At 73.4% G+C, this 16275-nt stretch carries 11 protein-coding genes; 4 read left to right on the forward strand and 7 right to left on the reverse strand.

Annotated features, from left to right (window positions below; genetic code table 11):
• Window positions 1-3: 3 nt before the first annotated feature.
• Window positions 4-3585 (reverse strand): chromosome segregation protein SMC, encoded by a 3582-nt coding sequence (gene smc / locus BJY16_RS02440; RefSeq protein ID WP_185037499.1) that lies wholly within the window; start codon window positions 3583-3585, stop codon window positions 4-6.
• A 387-nt stretch (window positions 3586-3972) separates the two neighbouring features.
• A complete protein-coding gene (locus tag BJY16_RS02445) occupies window positions 3973-4167 on the reverse strand; it encodes a hypothetical protein (protein WP_185037500.1) in 195 nt (64 codons plus the stop codon).
• Window positions 4168-4801: 634 nt separating this feature from the next.
• Here BJY16_RS02445 and BJY16_RS02450 point away from each other — a divergent pair.
• The 4 genes from BJY16_RS02450 (at window position 4802) to BJY16_RS02465 (ending at window position 12272) form a co-directional block, all read left to right on the forward strand.
• Complete coding sequence (locus tag BJY16_RS02450; RefSeq protein WP_185037501.1) at window positions 4802-6310, forward strand: DUF3492 domain-containing protein; 1509 nt, start codon at window positions 4802-4804, stop codon at window positions 6308-6310.
• Window positions 6311-6758: 448 nt separating this feature from the next.
• Complete coding sequence (locus BJY16_RS02455) at window positions 6759-9800, forward strand: hypothetical protein (RefSeq protein WP_185037502.1); 3042 nt, start codon at window positions 6759-6761, stop codon at window positions 9798-9800.
• Entirely contained in the window at window positions 9797-10366 is a 570-nt protein-coding gene (locus BJY16_RS02460; protein WP_185037503.1) for a spherulation-specific family 4 protein, read from the forward strand. Before BJY16_RS02455 ends, BJY16_RS02460 begins: the two co-directional genes overlap by 4 nt.
• 688 nt (window positions 10367-11054) lie before the next feature.
• Window positions 11055-12272 (forward strand): IS110 family RNA-guided transposase, encoded by a 1218-nt coding sequence (locus BJY16_RS02465; RefSeq protein ID WP_311775285.1) that lies wholly within the window; start codon window positions 11055-11057, stop codon window positions 12270-12272.
• 140 nt (window positions 12273-12412) lie between these two features.
• On the opposite strand, the gene mutM is transcribed toward BJY16_RS02465, so the two are convergent.
• Genes mutM through rpmF form a run of 5 tightly spaced genes read right to left on the reverse strand, consistent with a single transcriptional unit; the run spans window position 12413 to window position 16270 of the window.
• Window positions 12413-13255 carry a bifunctional DNA-formamidopyrimidine glycosylase/DNA-(apurinic or apyrimidinic site) lyase gene (gene mutM / locus BJY16_RS02470; RefSeq protein ID WP_185037504.1) on the reverse strand — a complete coding sequence of 281 codons (843 nt, stop codon included), beginning with the start codon at window positions 13253-13255 and terminating at the stop codon, window positions 12413-12415.
• A 9-nt stretch (window positions 13256-13264) separates the two neighbouring features.
• Window positions 13265-14461: a putative hexosyltransferase gene (locus BJY16_RS02475; protein ID WP_185037505.1), complete on the reverse strand. Its 1197-nt coding sequence runs from the start codon at window positions 14459-14461 to the stop codon at window positions 13265-13267.
• Window positions 14439-15176 (reverse strand): ribonuclease III, encoded by a 738-nt coding sequence (rnc, locus tag BJY16_RS02480; protein ID WP_185037506.1) that lies wholly within the window; start codon window positions 15174-15176, stop codon window positions 14439-14441. Before rnc ends, BJY16_RS02475 begins: the two co-directional genes overlap by 23 nt.
• Window positions 15173-16075 carry a phosphate acyltransferase gene (locus BJY16_RS02485; protein WP_239178012.1) on the reverse strand — a complete coding sequence of 301 codons (903 nt, stop codon included), beginning with the start codon at window positions 16073-16075 and terminating at the stop codon, window positions 15173-15175. The genes rnc and BJY16_RS02485 overlap by 4 nt, the downstream gene beginning before the upstream one ends.
• A 21-nt stretch (window positions 16076-16096) precedes the next feature.
• Window positions 16097-16270: a 50S ribosomal protein L32 gene (gene rpmF, locus BJY16_RS02490; RefSeq protein WP_067685631.1), complete on the reverse strand. Its 174-nt coding sequence runs from the start codon at window positions 16268-16270 to the stop codon at window positions 16097-16099.
• Window positions 16271-16275 lie beyond the last annotated feature (5 nt).

Genomic DNA, 16275 nt, shown 5'->3' on the forward strand with positions numbered 1-16275 from the left:
TGTCTAGTCCTCCGTGTCGCGGTTGAGTCGCTGGGAGATCACCTGCGTGACGCCGGCCCGCATGGTCACGCCGTAGAGGGCGTCCGCGACCTCCATGGTCCGCTTCTGGTGCGTGATGATCAGCAGCTGGCTCTTCTCCCGAAGTTGCTGGAAGAGCGTAATCAACCGGCCCAGGTTGACGTCGTCGAGGGCCGCCTCGACCTCGTCCATGATGTAGAAGGGCGAGGGGCGGGCCCGGAAGATGGCACACAGCATGGCCACCGCGGTCAGCGAGCGCTCACCACCGGAGAGCAGCGACAGCCGCTTGATCTTCTTGCCCGGCGGGCGGGCCTCCACCTCGACGCCGGTGGTCAGCATGTCCTCCGGGTCGGTCAGCACCAGCCGGCCCTCACCGCCCGGGAAGAGCACCTGGAAGACCTGCTGGAACTCGCGGGCGGTGTCCTCGAACGCCGAGGTGAACACCTCGAGGATCCGGTCGTCCACGTCCTTGACCACGGTGAGCAGGTCCTTGCGGGTGGCCTTGAGGTCCTCCAGCTGGTCGGAGAGGAACTTGTAGCGCTCCTCCAGCGCGGCGAACTCCTCCAGCGCCAGCGGGTTGACCTTGCCGAGCATGGTCAGGTCGCGCTCCGCCTTGTTGGCCCGTTTCTCCTGGGTGGCCCGGTGGAAGGGGACCGGGTCGGGGACCGGCTTGCCGTCCTTCTCGGCGGCCGCCACCTCGGCCTGGGTCGGCGGGACGAGCTGCTCCGGGCCGTACTCGGTGATCAGGGTCTCCACGTCGAGGGAGAAGTCCTCGGCGGCCTTGGCCTCCAGCTGCTCGATGCGCATCCGCTGCTCGGCCCGGGCCATCTCGTCCCGGTGCACCTCGCTGGTCAGCCGCTCCAGCTCGGTGACCAGGCGCTTCGCGGTGGCCCGCACCTCCTGGAGCTCGGCCTCCCGGCTGGTCCGCTCCTGCGCGATCCGGTCCCGCTCCTCGGCGGCCGCGGCCACCGAGACCTGCACCCGGGCCAGCGCGGTGCTCGCGCCGGCCGCGACCGCGCGGGCGATCTCGGCGCCCCGGGCCCGGGCCGCCCGGCGGGCCGCGGCCCGTTCCCGGGCCTGCCGCTCCTGGTTGGCCTGGCGCAGCAGTGAGTCGGCCCGGCCGGCGATGGAGGAGACCCGCTCCTCCGCGGTGCGCACCGCCAGCCGCACCTCCATCTCGTTCTGCCGGGCCTGCGGGACCAGCGCGGCCAGCCGGTCGCGCTCCTCGGTCGACGGCTCCTCGTCGATCGGGGTGTCCTCGGCCAGCCGCAGCCGCTCCTCCAGCTCGGCCACCCGGATCAGGTCGGCCTCGCGGGCCGCCTCGGCCTTCTGCCGGGAGGCGCCGAGCCGCTCGCTCTCCGCTTTCGCCGAGCGGGCCGCCGCGCCCAGCTCGGCCAGCCGCCGGGCGGCCGCGTTGCGCTCCCCCTCGGCGGCCCGTTTCGCCTGGGCCGCGACCTGCACCGCCTGCTTGAGCTCGGCGACCCGGGCGCGGGCCTCGCCGAGCTGCTCCTTGAGCTCGGCGATCCGCTCCTCGGCGGCGGCCCGGCCGGCCTTCGCCTCGTCGACCGCCGCCTGCACCTCGATGTAGCTGGTCGCCTTCGCCGAGCCACCGGCCGCCGCGAACGTCCCGAGGACGTCGCCCTCCGGCGTCACCGCGCGCAGCTCGGCGTTCGTGGCGACCAGGGCGGCGGCCGCGGCCAGGTCGGCGACCAGCGCCACGTCGCGCAGCGCCCGGTTGAGCGCCGGGCGGATCTGCTCCGGGCAGTCGATCACGTCGGGCGCCCAGACCGCGCCCTCCGGCAGGCTCGGCCGCAACGCGTCCAGCGACCCCCGCATGCCCGGCCCGGCCGGGGCCGCGATCACCAGCGAGGCCCGGCCCGCGTCGGCGATCTTGAGGGTACGGACCGCCTCCACCGCCTCGTCCAGGCCGGTCAGCGCCACCGAGTCGGCGAGCGTGCCCAGCGCCGCGGAGAGCGCCGCCTCGTGACCGGGGCGGACCGTCAGCATCGACGCCAGGCTGCCCAGCAGGCCGGGCACCTGGCCGGTCTTGGCCAGCAGCGCGCCCGCCCCGTCCTTGCGCTGCAGGCCGAGCGCGAGCGCCTCCTCGCGGGCCTTGAGGCTGGCCGCGTCCTTCTCGGCGGCCCGCTCCGCGTCGGACAGCTCGCGCACCACGGCGGCGGCCCGGTCGTGCGCGGCGACCGCCTCGTCGTGCCGGGCGTCCAGCTCGGCGTTGTCCCGGTCGGCGTCCGAGGACTCGGCGGAGACCAGGTCCACCTCGGCCTGCGCCGCCTCGGCCCGCATCAGCGCGTCCTCGTGCGCGGCGGCCAGGCGCTCGATCTCCTCGGCGGCGCTGCTGGTCCGGGCGCGGGCCGCGTTCACGTTGCCGACCAGCTTGGCCAGCCCCTCGCGACGGTCGGCGATCGCCTTCGCGGCCGCGCGCAGCTCGCCCTCCGCGGCGGCCAGCTGGCGCTCCTGGTCCTGGCGGTGCTCGACCGCCTCGGCCAGCCGCATCTGGTCCTCGGTGAGCGCCTCGCGCAGCTCCTCCTCCTGCTCCCGGACCCGCTCGGCCTCGGCCTCGAGCATCTCCGGGTCGCGGCCCGGGCGCTCGTCGTCCGGGGTGGCGGCCAGGTGCCGCAGCCGCTCGGTGGCCAGCTGCTCGGTGGACCGGAACCGCTCCTGCAGGGCGGACAGCTTGTACCAGGTGTCCTGGGCGGCCTGCAGCAGCGGCGCGTCCTCGGCGTGCGCGAACTCCAGGTCGGCGAGCATCCGCTGGACCTCGCGGTTCTCCTCCTCGACCTCGCCGCGCCGCTGCCGCATCGCCGACTCGTCGGCGATCTCCTTGTCCAGCGTGGTGCGCAGCGTGAACAGGTCGTCGGCGAGCAGCCGGAGCCGGGCGTCGCGCAGGTCGGCCTGGATGCCGGCGGCCCGCCGGGCCACCTCGGCCTGCCGGCCCAGCGGCTTGAGCTGGCGGCGCAGCTCGGCGGTCAGGTCGTTCAACCGGTTCAGGTTGACCTGCATCGCGTCGAGCTTGCGGATCGCCTTCTCTTTGCGCTTGCGGTGCTTGAGGACCCCGGCCGCCTCCTCGATGAAGGAGCGGCGGTCCTCCGGCTTGGCGTGCAGCATCGCGTCCAGCCGGCCCTGGCCGACGATGATGTGCATCTCCCGGCCGATGCCGGAGTCGCTGAGCAGCTCCTGGATGTCCAGCAGGCGGCAGGAGTTGCCGTTGATCTCGTACTCGCTGGCGCCGTCCCGGAACATCCGGCGGGTGATCGAGACCTCGGTGTAGTCGATCGGCAGGGCGCCGTCGTTGTTGTCGATGGTCAGCGTGACCTCGGCCCGGCCCAGCGGCGCCCGCCCGGCCGTGCCGGCGAAGATGACGTCCTCCATCTTGCCGCCGCGCAGCGCCTTCGCGCCCTGCTCACCGAGCACCCAGGCGATGGCGTCGACGACGTTCGACTTGCCGGACCCGTTCGGCCCCACCACACAGGTGATGCCCGGTTCCAGCCGCAACGTGGTGGCGGAGGCGAAGGACTTGAAGCCCTTGACCGTCAGGCTCTTGAGGTGCACGGATCTCCGCAAGGTCGGGTCGGCGGGTGCTCTGCTGGGTGGCAGGCTACCCGCAAGGGTCAGGTGCGGCGGCGTTACGCCGCGCCCAGGCCGTCCCCTCACCCGGAATATCCGTCTTGTCCCCCGCGCCGGTCGCGGTGGCCGGGGATCCGTCGCCAGAGGGATCCGCACTCTGCCACTGTCGCCCGCCGTTCGGGCCACGTCCGTCGCGCCCGGCGCATTCCCGCTGTTCCGGGCGGTAAACCCGGCAGGTGTGCCGGAGCTGGACAAAAAACTGCGCGCCGCCACGGATGTGGAGGCGCGCTTTTCTTTGGTGCGTTTTGTGGTGCGAGGGGGGATGAACGCCGGTCAGCCACCCCGCAGCGACGTCCCGGCGGTCGGTGGAGCTCAGGTCAGAGCGGGCTCGCTCAGACGCAGAATGTCGTCTGCCTCCGCGGCTGCCGCCGCCAGACGATCATTCTCCGCCCGGAGGCGGGTGACCTCGAACTCCAAGCTCTGCACCCGGGAACGCAGTCGGGTGACCTCGTCGAGCAGGCGCCGATCGGGCGCCGCACCTACGTGGCCGTAGAGGGCCTTCGCCATCGTGACTCCTTGTGACGCGGTGCGTCTCGTATGTGGTTGCTTCGCCGGAAACGGCCGGCCAAAACCTGCGCTCAGCGCGCGAACTGACACACCACAGCACTCACGGGCACGCGAGAGCACAGAGATCCGCCCTGCAGCAACGGAACTCTCTTAGGTGCAGATGCTCAAGCCACGAAGGGAGCCGGGGCATGAGTGGGCGCGACTGGCGACATCTCCATAGTCCGCCGATACCCATGCTCCGTCAAGCCGAGCGCACGCAGCGGCACGGCCGACGTCAGTGAATCACGCCACCAGGGGTTCGTGAACAGCGATTATGCGCGTTCCCGGCGGAATCTCGATCTCGCGGGAGACCGGTGGATCATTTCACTCGACGAAGTTCGATCAACACCCTACGCACGGACACCTCCCGAAGGCCACTGATTTGATCAACAAGATCGTGGACCCGCGCGGTGAAGGACAGTTGGCAATGCCCGCGACCGCGTTCCGGCAAACCCGCCGAGGGCGGTCCGAACACCGTGGCCTTTCGGGCAAATTCGGGCAAACACGGGCGACAAATAGGGGCAAAGTACGCGTATTTCTGTCGCCTAGCTGACATGCCCCGCTGGGCCGGGGTGCTTCCGTCGTTGCCTCCAGCGTGAATCCGACCCCGTCGCGTGAGCGCATCTGTCTGCTCACCGGCGGCGGGTACCCGTACCGCCGGGACGCCCTCGGAGGTTGGTGCCGGACGCTCGTCGAGGGCTTGCACCGGTTCCGCTTCGAGCTGCTCACCGTCACGGACCGGGAACTGCCGTCCGCGCCCGCTTACCCGCTCCCGTTCAATGTCGGCTCGGCGCGCGCCGTCGCGCTCGGCCGGGAACCGGCCCGCTCCGAACGTCGCCGGGCCCAGCTGCCCGAGGACGCCGCCGAGGCGGTCGCCCGGTTCTGCCGCGGCATGCTCGACGAGACCGCCACCGACGAGTTCGCCGGCGGGCTGCGGCGGATCGCCGAGCTGGCCGGGAACCGGCCCAGCCCGCTGACCCGGCTGCCGCTCGCCGACAAGCTGCTCGACGCCTGGCGGGGGCGGGCCGACGGCGTACCGGAGAATCCGCCGCTCCCCAAGCTCAGCGTGCGCGACGCGCGGACCGCGGCCACCCTCCTGCGGCACGCCATGCGTGCCCTCGCCGTGCCGGTCCCGGAAGCCGACCTGGTGCACTGCGTGGGCGGCACCACGCCGCTGCTGGCCGCGCTCGCCGGACGGTGGCGCAGCGGCACCCCGCTGCTGCTCACCGAGGCGCGCACACCGGTCACCCGGCAGCGGCCGCACGAGGAACGGCTGTCGCCCGCGGTCCGCCTGATCCTGCGGCGGTTCCGGGGTGCGGTGGCCCGGACCGGGTACGCCGAGGCGGAGCTGATCGCGCCGCTGAGCGCCTACCACCACGGCTGGGCGCTCGACCACGGGGCGCAACCGACCCGCCTGGTGCAGGTGCCGGCCGGGGTGGACCCCAAGGAGTACCCGGGCGCCGCCGAACTGGACGCGCCGCCGACCGTGGTGTGGGCCGGCAGCGGCGGGCCGGACAGCGGGCTGACTTTGGTGCTGGACGCGTTCACCGAGGTCGCGGCGGCGCTGCCGGGGGCGGTGCTGCACCTGGTCGGGGTCACCGCCACGCACGAGGAACACTGCGCCGACCAGATCGAACAGACCGGGCTGGGCCGCGCGGTCCGGCTGCACCCGCTGCCCGCCGACCCGCGCGAGCGGTTCACCGTCGGGCAGGTGGTGGCGCACGTGCCGGGGCCGGCCGATCCGCCGTACCGGCTGGTCGAGGCGATGATGTCGGGCCGGCCGGTGGTCGCCGTGGACATCGGGCCGGCCGGTGAGACGCTCGGCGACACCGGCGTGGTGGTGCCCGCCGACGACCCGTCCGAGCTGGCCATCGCGATCGTCGGCCTGCTCCGGGACACCCAGCGCCGGCGGGCCCTGGGCGACGCGGCCCGGCAGCGCGCGCTCAACCACTTCACCGTCGACCGGGTGGTGCGGGTGTACGGCGCCCTCTACACCGATCTGGCCGCGCCGCCGCCGGCGCCGGCCTTCGAACTGGCGCTCGCCGTGCCGGCGCCGCGGACTCCGACACCGGCCACGCTGCGCTGGCTGACCAGGGAGGACTGAAATGACGATCACTCCCCCACGGGGTAACTCCGGGAGCTCCCGGACGGCGTCCCGCAACCGGCGCCGCCGGCCTCAGGCGCCCGGCGAGCCGCGGCACGCGGCGAACGGCGGGCCCGGGTTCGAGGAGGGTCCGCGGCGACGGCCGTCGCCGGGCGGTGAAGGGCTGGGGGCTCGGCTCTACGAGGTGATGTCGGAGTCCGAGCGGGAGACGGCGGTGGCGGAGACGCTGCTGTTCGTGAAGCCGGACTTCGACGGGGATCCGCCCGGGGCGGCATCGGCGGACGGTGGGGCGGCGCACGCGGCTCCTTCGGACAGTGGGGCGGCGCACGCGGCTCCATCGCTCAGCGGGCCGGCACACGCGGCTCCATCGCTCAGCGGGCCGGCACACGCGGCTCCATCCGTGACGCCGCCCTCGGCTGCTGAGACGCACCTCTTCCCGCGGATCTCGTTGACTGAGGCTGAGCTGGCCGGCGCCGATCTTCCGGGGGGTGGTCCGCTCGCCGAGCCGGGTGGTGCGGCGGAGACGGGGCTGTCCCTGGGGCTGAGCGGTCCGGCTTCGGTCACCGAGACGGTGGTCTTCGAGCGGCCGGCCGATCTGGTGCCCGCCGCGGAGACGATCCTCTTCACGCGACCGGTGGAGTGGGAGGCGGCGGCGGGGCGCTACCTCGACGCCGCGGAGCAGGCGACCGAGGTGGCGCCGCGACCGCCGGCGCCGGTTCGGCGGGAAGTCACCCCGTTGACCGAGAACTTCCTGTTCGGTACGCCGGCGCAGCACGCTCAGGAGCCGCGCTCGCCGATCGACGGTGCGGCGGAGACGCTGCTCTTCGCCGGGCTGGCCCGGACCCTGGCGACCGAACTCGACGAAGGAACCGGCACGCCGGAGCCGGACGCAGGGCCGGCCGAAGCCTTGCGGCATCACTCCGCGGACCTGCTCCGGGACGTCGCGGCGGGGTTCGACTCCGGAAGTCCGGACCTCGACACGGCGACGGCCGTGGGGCACCGCTCCGGGGACTCGATCCGGGACGCGGCGGTCATCGGACTCGACTCCGGCGATCCCCTCCGGGACACGGCGGTCATCGGACTGGACTCCGGCGATCCGCTCCGGGACACGGCGGTCATCGGACTGGACTCCGGCGATCCGCTCCGGGACACGGCGGTCATCGGACTCGGCTCGGAGGATCCGCTCCGGGACACGGCGGCCGCGGGGATGCTGCGGCTCGACGCTCGGGATGACGACGGTGACGAGCCGCTTCCGGAGACGGCGGGGGCGCTCCGGGGGTCGGAGCACGACTTCGCGGAGCCGGTCTGGGACAGGGCGGTGGAGGGGGCTTCGGCGTACCGGAAACTGGCGGAGCCGGAGCTGAGCGAACCGGAACCTCGGCGGCGGGCCTGGGCCGAACTGGATCGGAAGGCGGCGCAGCCGCGGGCGGACAACGGTCTCGCACGGTCCTTCCCCGGTGCGCCGGGACGGGCCGGCCGGGTGGTGAACCGGAGACGGTCCCGGCAGGCCGACGCTGATCTGAACTCCGCGGGGATGACCGGCACGCCGTCGCGGCCGGCCGCGGAGGGCCCGCGCGGCCGCAACCGCGAGCGGATCGCCCCGCAGGACATGCCTGGTCTGAACCGCGAGCAGAACGCCGCGGAAGACCTGCGCGGGCTCGAGCGAGAGCGGGTCGCCGCGGAGGATGTGCGTGATCTGGACCGTCAGTGGCTCGTCGCGGACCTGGCTCGGCCGGAGACCGCAGAGCCGGCCGCAGCCGGCCCGGAATGGATCACGGACCCGCACGGGGCGGACGCGGACTGGGAGCTGGCCGACGCACCGGCAGCCGACGCGAGTTGGGAATCGGTCGACGCCCCGGCAGCGGACGCGGATTGGGATCTGGCCGACGCACCGGGAGCGGACACGGACTGGGACCTCGCCAGCGGTCCGAGGGAGGACCCGGACTGGGCGCCGGAAGCGAGCTGGGGACCGGGCGCGACCGCGGAATCGGGCGCGAGCTGGGACGCGGATGCGAGCTGGGACGCGGACGCGGGCTGGGACGCGGACGCGGGCTGGGACGCGGACGCGGGCTGGGACGCGGACGCGGGCTGGGACGCGGATGCGGGCTGGGACACGGAGGGCTCTCCGGACGCGGATCCGGGGTTCGGGGCGGAGGACTCGGCGGAGCTGAGCCCGGAGCGGCTGGCCAAGGCCGCGGCTGCCGACGCCGCCTGGCGGGCGTTCGCCGAAGGTGAGCGGGAGACCGAGATCCGCACCGGGCGGCGGGCCCGGAGCCGCTGGCGGGGCACCCTCAGCGGCACCCTGACCACGGCCGGGGACCAGGACGTGCCGAAGCGGCCGTTCTTCCTCTGGCCGGTGCTGCTGCGCTGCCTGCTCTACCTGGGGCCGCTCAGCGTGGCGGTCGCCGGAGTCGGCGCGCTGGGCCGGGTCGCCTGGCCGGTGCCGGCCGCCACGCTGCTGCTCGGCTGGGCCGCGGCGCAGGCGCTGACCAGCGTCGGCGTCACGGTGGCCCGGCGGGCCGGGGCGGAGGCGGCGGTCCGGCTGGTCGGCGCCGGGTTCGCGGCGGTGACCGGGGTGTGGTGCGCGCTGGTCTGGATCGCGCCGGGCGGGCTGCTCGGACCGGACCGGCTGCTCGCCGCGTCGGTCGGGGCGGGCGGACTGGCCACCCTGGCCACCGTGACCGCGGCGCTGGTGACCCGGTCGGAGACCGCGGTGATCCGCTGGTACCTGCCCTGCTGGCTGCTGGCCGGCCTGGCGCTGGCCGCGGCCGGCGGGGTCGGCTGGGCCGGCTACGTCCCGGTGGAGACGCTGCTGCCGGCCGCGATCGTGGCGGTGCTGGTCCGGGCGTTCCGGCCGGCGGTGCTGCTCGGCCGGGAATGCCGGATCCCCCGGCTCACCTCGGTGGAACGCCGGCGCGGGCTGGCCTACCTGGTCGTTGGCGCCTCCCAGGCGAGCTGCGTGGCGCTGCTCTGGCAGGCCGGGCCGGCGGTCACCCCGGCGCCGGCCGCGCTGCCGCTGCTGCTCGCGGTGCCGATGCTGGAAGCGCTGATCGGCTGGCACACCGACCGGATCGACGCCGGGCTGGACTCCGCGGAGAGCGCCGCCGACCTGGACCGGCACATCCGGAACGTCACGGTGATCACGCTGGCCGGGCTGGTGCCGCCGCTGGCCGCCGGTGGGGCGCTGGCGCTGGCCGCGTACCGGCTGCCCGGTGGGGCGGCCGGCCTGCACGGCGCGGTGCTCGCGCTGGCCGCCGGGACCCTGCTCGGCGGGGTGTTCGCGATCACCTTCCTGCTGGCCGCGCGGGCCCGGATCGGGTTCGCCACCACCCTGGCCGCGGCTCCCCCGCTGGCCACCCTGGCCCTGCCGCTGCTTCCCCCGTCCGCGGGCGGGCCGCTGCCGGTCGCCGTGGCCGTGCTCGCCGCGACGCACGTGGCCGGCCTGCTCATCGTCGCCCTGACCGCCGCCGATCTTCGGAGGACCTCGTGAAGACCCTGTTTCCCGCGTACGCCCACCCCGGCCCGGAGCTGGAGCTGGACGCCGACACCTGGATCGTCCGCGAGCACCCCGGCGACCGCCGTACCCTGCACCAGTCGCTCGGCCGGATCGACCTGGACTGGGGCAGCCGGTCGCTGGCCGACGTGCTGACCGACGTGGACGCCTGGCGCGCCGACGGGGTGGAAGGGTTGTTCCTGGACCGGGCGCCGGCCGGGTCCGGCGGGGTCGGCCCGGTCGCGTTGACCGTCCGGCTCGCCGCCCGCCGCGGCCTGCACCGGGTGGTGCTGAACCCGGGGGTGCCGACCCATCCGCTCTACCGCGATCTCGGGGTGCGGATCTGCACGTTCGAGGGACCGTGGTCGGCCTACCAGACGTGGGACGGCGACGGCACCCGGCCGGGTGACGGGCACATCGTGCACGGCGTACCGGCCGCGCTGCTCACCGCCGCCCGCCGCCTGATGGGCCGCCGCGGCGCCGGCTTCGGCCTGGCCACCGACGCCGGCCCGGACCTGGCTCCGGCCGGCGCCCCCGGCGGCGGCGCCCACAGCGCCGATTAACCCTTCCCGGTACGCCCCGGTCCCCACCGCCCGCCCCAGCCCCACCCCGCGTGTGCCAAGTGCTGGCGGCACTCCTGCCCAGCGGTAGCCGGCTGGCGCCCACGGGTGTCTCGCCCTGCCCGAGACACCCGTCACGCCCAGCCGGAACCGCAACTCGTCCCGGGACCGCGCAACTCACGGCCGTCGGCTGGCTCCCACGGGTGTATCGGCCTGCCCGAGACACCCGTCACGCCCAGCCCGAACCGCAACCCGCACCGCGACCGCGAGCAGCGCAACTCACGGTCGTCGGCTGGCTCCCACGGGTGCCTCGGCCTGCCCGAGACACCCCTCACGCCCAGCCGGTCCGGGGGTGCGCTGCGGGCCGGAGCGGGCGGGCGTCGCGGGGGGCGGGGTTGGGGTTCGGGGTTGGGTTTGGTGACCAGCGGCGGACCTTGGAGGGGGCGGCGATTGGTTTGGACGCGCCAGCGGCCAGATCGCCGGCCCCGGCCCGCGCTACTTAAAGAGAATTTGGTGTACGACCGCGGCCCGGCCAGGCTTGGTCGAGGTGATCGGTAGGGTGCTCAGGCCCGCGCTGCCCACTCAGATGGCGGGGTGTGGCTCTCTCCCGGCTTGGACCCTGCCGGTCACCGTGGCGCGGAGTGGCTGAAGAGGGGTTTGCCCAGCTGTAAGTAGCGTTGCCCTCCCGCCGGTGTGGTTCTGCCGCGACGACGGGAAGGTCAACGGGTACATGGGTCAGCTGATCATTGGAGTCGATCCGCACAAGCGGTCCGCGACGATCGAGATCATCAACGAGCGTGAACAGGTGCTGGCCCGTGGCAGGTACGGCACCGACACCGGTGGCTACCAGCAGATGCTCGCCGCCGGCCGCCGTCACGCCGGCCGGGTGTGGGCGGTCGAGGGCTGTAACGGCATCGGCCGGCACCTGGCCCAGCGGCTGGTCGCCGACGGCGAAACCGTGCTGGACGTCCCGGCGAAACTCGCCGCGAAAGCCCGCAACTTTGACACCGGGCACGGCCGTAAAACCGACGGTCACGACGCGCACCACATCGCGGTGACCGCCCTGCGCACCCCGGGCCTGCGCCGCGTTCACGCCGACGGCGCCACCGTCGCGCTGCGGCTGCTGGCCGACCGCCGCGACCAGCTCGGTGTCGCCCGCACCGAGACCATCAACCGGCTGCACCAGCTACTGCTCGAACTGATCCCCGGCGGCGCGAAGAAGAACCTGACCACCGACCAGGCCCGCACCCTGCTCGAACGCGTCAGCGTCCCGGCCGGCGACATCGTCACCGCCACCCGCTATCAGCTGGCCGGCGACCTGGCCGACGAGCTCACCACCCTGGACACCAAGATCAAAGCAGCCAACCGGCAGCTGAAGACCGTGCTGGCCGCCACCGGCACCCAGCTGACCAGCCTCAACGGCATCGGCCCCTCCGGCGCCGCCCGCCTGCTCGGCGACATCGGCGACATCAGCCGCTTCCCGACCCGCGGGCACTTCGCCACCTGGAACGGCACCGCCCCCATCGACGTGTCCTCCGGCGACAACCATCATCACCGGCTCAACCGGGCCGGGAACCGGCGCATCAACCGGGTCCTGCACATCATGGCCATCACCCAGCTCCGCTTCGACACCCCCGGCCGCGCCTACTACCAGCGCAAACGCGCCGAAGGCAAAACCGCGATGGAAGCCATGCGAGCGTTGAAACGACGCCTGTCCGACACCGTCTACCGCCAAATGATCAAAGACGACCACACGGCACAACAGACAGCGACGGGTCCGGGAGGACACACGGGGGCGACTCTGAACTCCAGCGCGGCCGACCCAAACCCCAAGATCGACACTTCGGAAAAGTCACAACCCGGACCCGCCAACCACCACCCTAAAACACCCCTCACACCAACCCCTTGACAGAGGGGTGCCGGGAGCATGCGGTCCGCACCGCAGCGGACCTGCGCATATGACGAAGTTGATCTTGAGAGGTTTGGGCAAAGAGCGGCAAGGGCTCGGACGCAGAACGGTGGGATCGGGCGGAGGCGGATTCGGCCGGGTCAGCGGGGTTTTGGCTGGCAGCGGGGGCAGCTGAAGCTGGAGCGGTTCATGAAGCTTTCGCGGCGGATCGGGGTGCCGCAGCGGTGGCACGGCTCGCCCTCCCGGCCGTAGGCGTTCAGGGAGCGGTCGAAGTAGCCGCTCTCGCCGTTCACGTTGACGTAGAGCTCGTCGAAGCTGGTGCCGCCGGCGACGATCGCTTCGGAGAGGACGTCGCGGACGTGGCCCAGCAGGCGGGCGACGGCGGGGCGGGTGAGTTTGTCGGTGGGGCGGGCGCCGTGCAGCTTGGCGCGCCAGAGGGCCTCGTCGGCGTAGATGTTGCCGACGCCGGAGATCAGGCTCTGGTCGAGCAGCGCCCGTTTGATCTCGGTGTGCCGGCCGCGCAGCCGGGCCGAGAAGGCGTCGTCGTCGAAGAGCGGGTCCATCGGGTCGCGGGCGATGTGCGAGATCTCGTCGGGCAGCTCGGCACCGCCCTCCGAGACGGACAGGCCGCCGAAGGTCCGCTGGTCGACGAAGCGCAGCTCCGGGCCGCCGTCGGTGAAGCCGAACCGGACCCGCAGGTGTTTCTCGTCCGCGGCGCCGACCGGCTGCATCAGCAGCTGGCCGCTCATCCCCAGGTGGGCGATGATCGCGTCGCCGGAGTCGAGCGGCAGCCAGAGATACTTGCCGCGGCGGGCGACGTCCAGGATGGTGCGTCCGGTGAGGATGGCGCTGAAGTGCGCGTCGCCGGGCAGGTGCCGGCGGATCGCGCGCGGGTGGTGCACCTCGGCGACGGCGATCGTGCGGCCGGTCACCCACTTGGCCAGACCCATCCGGACGGTCTCGACCTCGGGAAGTTCAGGCAACGGGGGTCCTCACATCGTGTAGGGCCAGACGGTGATCAGGTAGGCGCCGTACCAGAGACCGAAGAGCGCCCAGGCGCCGATCGCCAGGGCCGCGACCCGGGGGCGGGCGCGGGCGGCGGCGAGCACGCCGGGCAGGAGCGTCACCAGTACGGGCAGCAGCAGCCGTGGCTTGGAATGGTAGAAGCCGGCCTGGCCGTAGACCAGGATCATGGCGATCACCCCGTAGACGGCGAGCGGCAGCCACGGTTTCCCGGCCAGTGCCACCCCGGCGGCGGCCAGCCCGGCGAGCAGGAGCAGCGCGACGCTGACCTGCACCCAGTTGTCGCCGGAGGTGAGCGCGTCGTCGAGGAAGGTGACGGTGCTGCGCCCGTAGTCGAACGAGGTGCCCCAGCCGGCGGTCTGGATCCTGAACCAGGCCGGCCAGTCGCCGACCCGCCAGCCGACCCAGCCGAGGAAGAGCGGGACGCCGGCCAGCGCGACGGCCGCCGCGGCCAGCGGGCTCCAGACGCTCTCTGCGCTCTTCGTGGCGCGGATCTCGCGGACCGCCAGCACCGCGGCGACGGCCAGCGCGATCGCGGCGGCCGCGCCGGTCGGGCGGGTCAGCGCGGCGCCGAGCCCGAGCAGACCGGCCGGCAGCCACGCCTTGCGGTGCGCCGCGGCCAGCATGCCCGCGACCATCGCGATGAAAAGGCTTTCCGAGTACGCCATGGAGAGCACCACGGAGACCGGGGCGGAGCAGCAGATCGCCACCAGCGCCCAGCCGGCCCGCTTGCCGTACAGGCTGCTCCCGAGCAGGTGCAGGGCGACCGCGGCGCCGATCGAGGAGAGCCAGGCCACCCCGAGCGCGGCGTTGCCGGAGCCGACGCCGAGCAGCGTGACGCCGCGGATCAGCATCGGGTAGAGCGGGAAGAAGGCCAGCTCGTTGGCCTGCAGGACGTGGTTGGCGTCGTAGGTGTAGCCGTGCGGGTAGCCGTTCATCGCGACCCGCTGGAACCAGCCACCGTCCCAGACCAGCAGCCGCTGGAAGACGCCGTCGTCGCTCAGCCACCAGATGAACAGCAACTGGGTGACCCTGGTCAGCGCCAGCAGACTGATCGCGACGGCCACCCCGGTGCCGCCGCCGGCCTTCTCCCAGAGGGTCGGCGGGCGCTCGGTGTCGTCGTCCGGCGCCTCCGGGGCCGCCTCACTCGGGCTTGTCGTCGCCATCGGCCTCGTTCCGCTCGCTCAGGGTCCGCCAGGCAGCCGCGGCGGCACGCTGTTCGGCCTGCTTCTTGCTGCGGCCGTCGGAGCCGCCGTAGCGGACGCCGGCCACCACCACCCAGGCGGTGAACGTCTTAGCGTGGTCCGGGCCGGAGTCCTCGATCACATAGTCCGGCACGCCGAGCCCGAGCGCAGCGGTCAGCTCCTGCAGGCTGGTCTTCCAGTCCAGCGCGGCGCCCCGGCCGGCCGACTCGGCCATCAGCGGGTCGAACAGCCGGTGGATCACCTCGCCGGCCGTCTCCAGGCCGTGCTCCAGGTAGATCGCGCCGAGCAGCGCCTCCAGCGTGTCGGCCAGGATGCTGGCCTTGTCCCGGCCGCCGGTGGTCTCCTCCCCCTTGCCCAGCAGCAGGTGCGGGCCGAGGCCGCCGTCGCCCAGGCCGCGGGCCACGTCGGCGAGCGCGTGCATGTTGACCACGCTGGCCCGGAGCTTGGCGAGCTGGCCCTCGGGCAGGTCCGGGTGGTTGTGGAAGAGGGCGGAGGTGATCACCACGCCGAGAACCGAGTCGCCGAGGAACTCCAGGCGCTCGTTGGTGGGCAGGCCGCCGTTCTCGTACGCGTACGAGCGGTGGGTCAGCGCGCGTTCCAGCAGGTCTGCCTCGAACGGGACACCGAAGGCCTCTTCCAGGGGGAGGGTGGGGGGACGGCGGCGCTTGTCATTCATGCGATACCTCGTTGTACGACATCAATTCGGTGACGGCGGTGCAGATCGGCGGCGAAGGCGATGCCGCTGGCGAGGTCGCCGCTGGTGGCCGCGCCGTGGCAGACGACCACGATGCCGGGCACGCCGAGGAGCACCGCAGCAGGCGTTTCGTCCGCTTTTTTCGGGTTGTTCGCGGCTTCCAGGGCTTTCAGCAGGACGTTGCCGGTGAAGCCGTCGGTGACCACAACGTCAGCGGCCCGGCCCAGCACCACGTCGCCGCCCTCGACCAGGCCGGCGTAGTTCAACGGGAGGTCTTCCAGGAGCCGCGCGGCCGCCTTGCGCAAGCGGTCGCCCTTGCCGCGCTCGGTGCCGATGGTGAGCAGGCCGACCCGGGGCTGGTCGAGACCGAGGACCGCGGCGGCGTAGGCGGCGCCGAGCCGGGCGTGGGTGGCGAGCGTCTCCGCGTCCGGGTCGACGGTCGAACCCACGTCGAGCAGGACGAGACGGCCGGCGGCGGTGGGCAGCACGGCGGCGAGCGGCGGGCGGCGGATGCCGGGCCAGCGGCCCAGGGCGCGTGCGGCGGAGAGCACCGTCACGGCGGTGTCACCGGCGGAGACCAGGGCGTCGGCCCGGCCGGCGGCGACGGCGTCGGCGGCGGTCCCGCCGAGCACGGAGGTGAGGCGATGGCGCTGCGCCGGATGAACGGCAGCGAGCACCGCGTCGGCGGCATCAGCCGGGCCGACGAGCGTGAGCTGAAGGGACGGATCGTCCGCGATGGCACGCAGAGCGCCGTCAACCACGACGGCGGGAGCCTGGTCCCCGCCGAGGAGGTCGACGGCGATCCGCGCGGTGCCCGGCTCCCTACGGGGAGCCGGGGCACCGGTGGAACGCCACTGCCCGGGAACGACCCGCCCGGTGATCGGGCGCGTCACTCGGCGACGTCAGACCTCGAGGACCTGACGGCCGTTGTAGGTGCCGCAGACCGAGCAGGCGGCGTGCGGCAGCTTCGGCGACTTGCACTGGGGGCAGGCCACGGTCGAGACCGCGGTCGCCTTCCAGTTCGCCCGGCGCGAGCGGGTGTTGCTGCGCGACATCTTGCGCTTGGGGACGGCCACGGTTC

Origin of the sequence: Actinoplanes octamycinicus, from assembly GCF_014205225.1 — a bacterium.
GTDB lineage: Bacteria > Actinomycetota > Actinomycetes > Mycobacteriales > Micromonosporaceae > Actinoplanes > Actinoplanes octamycinicus.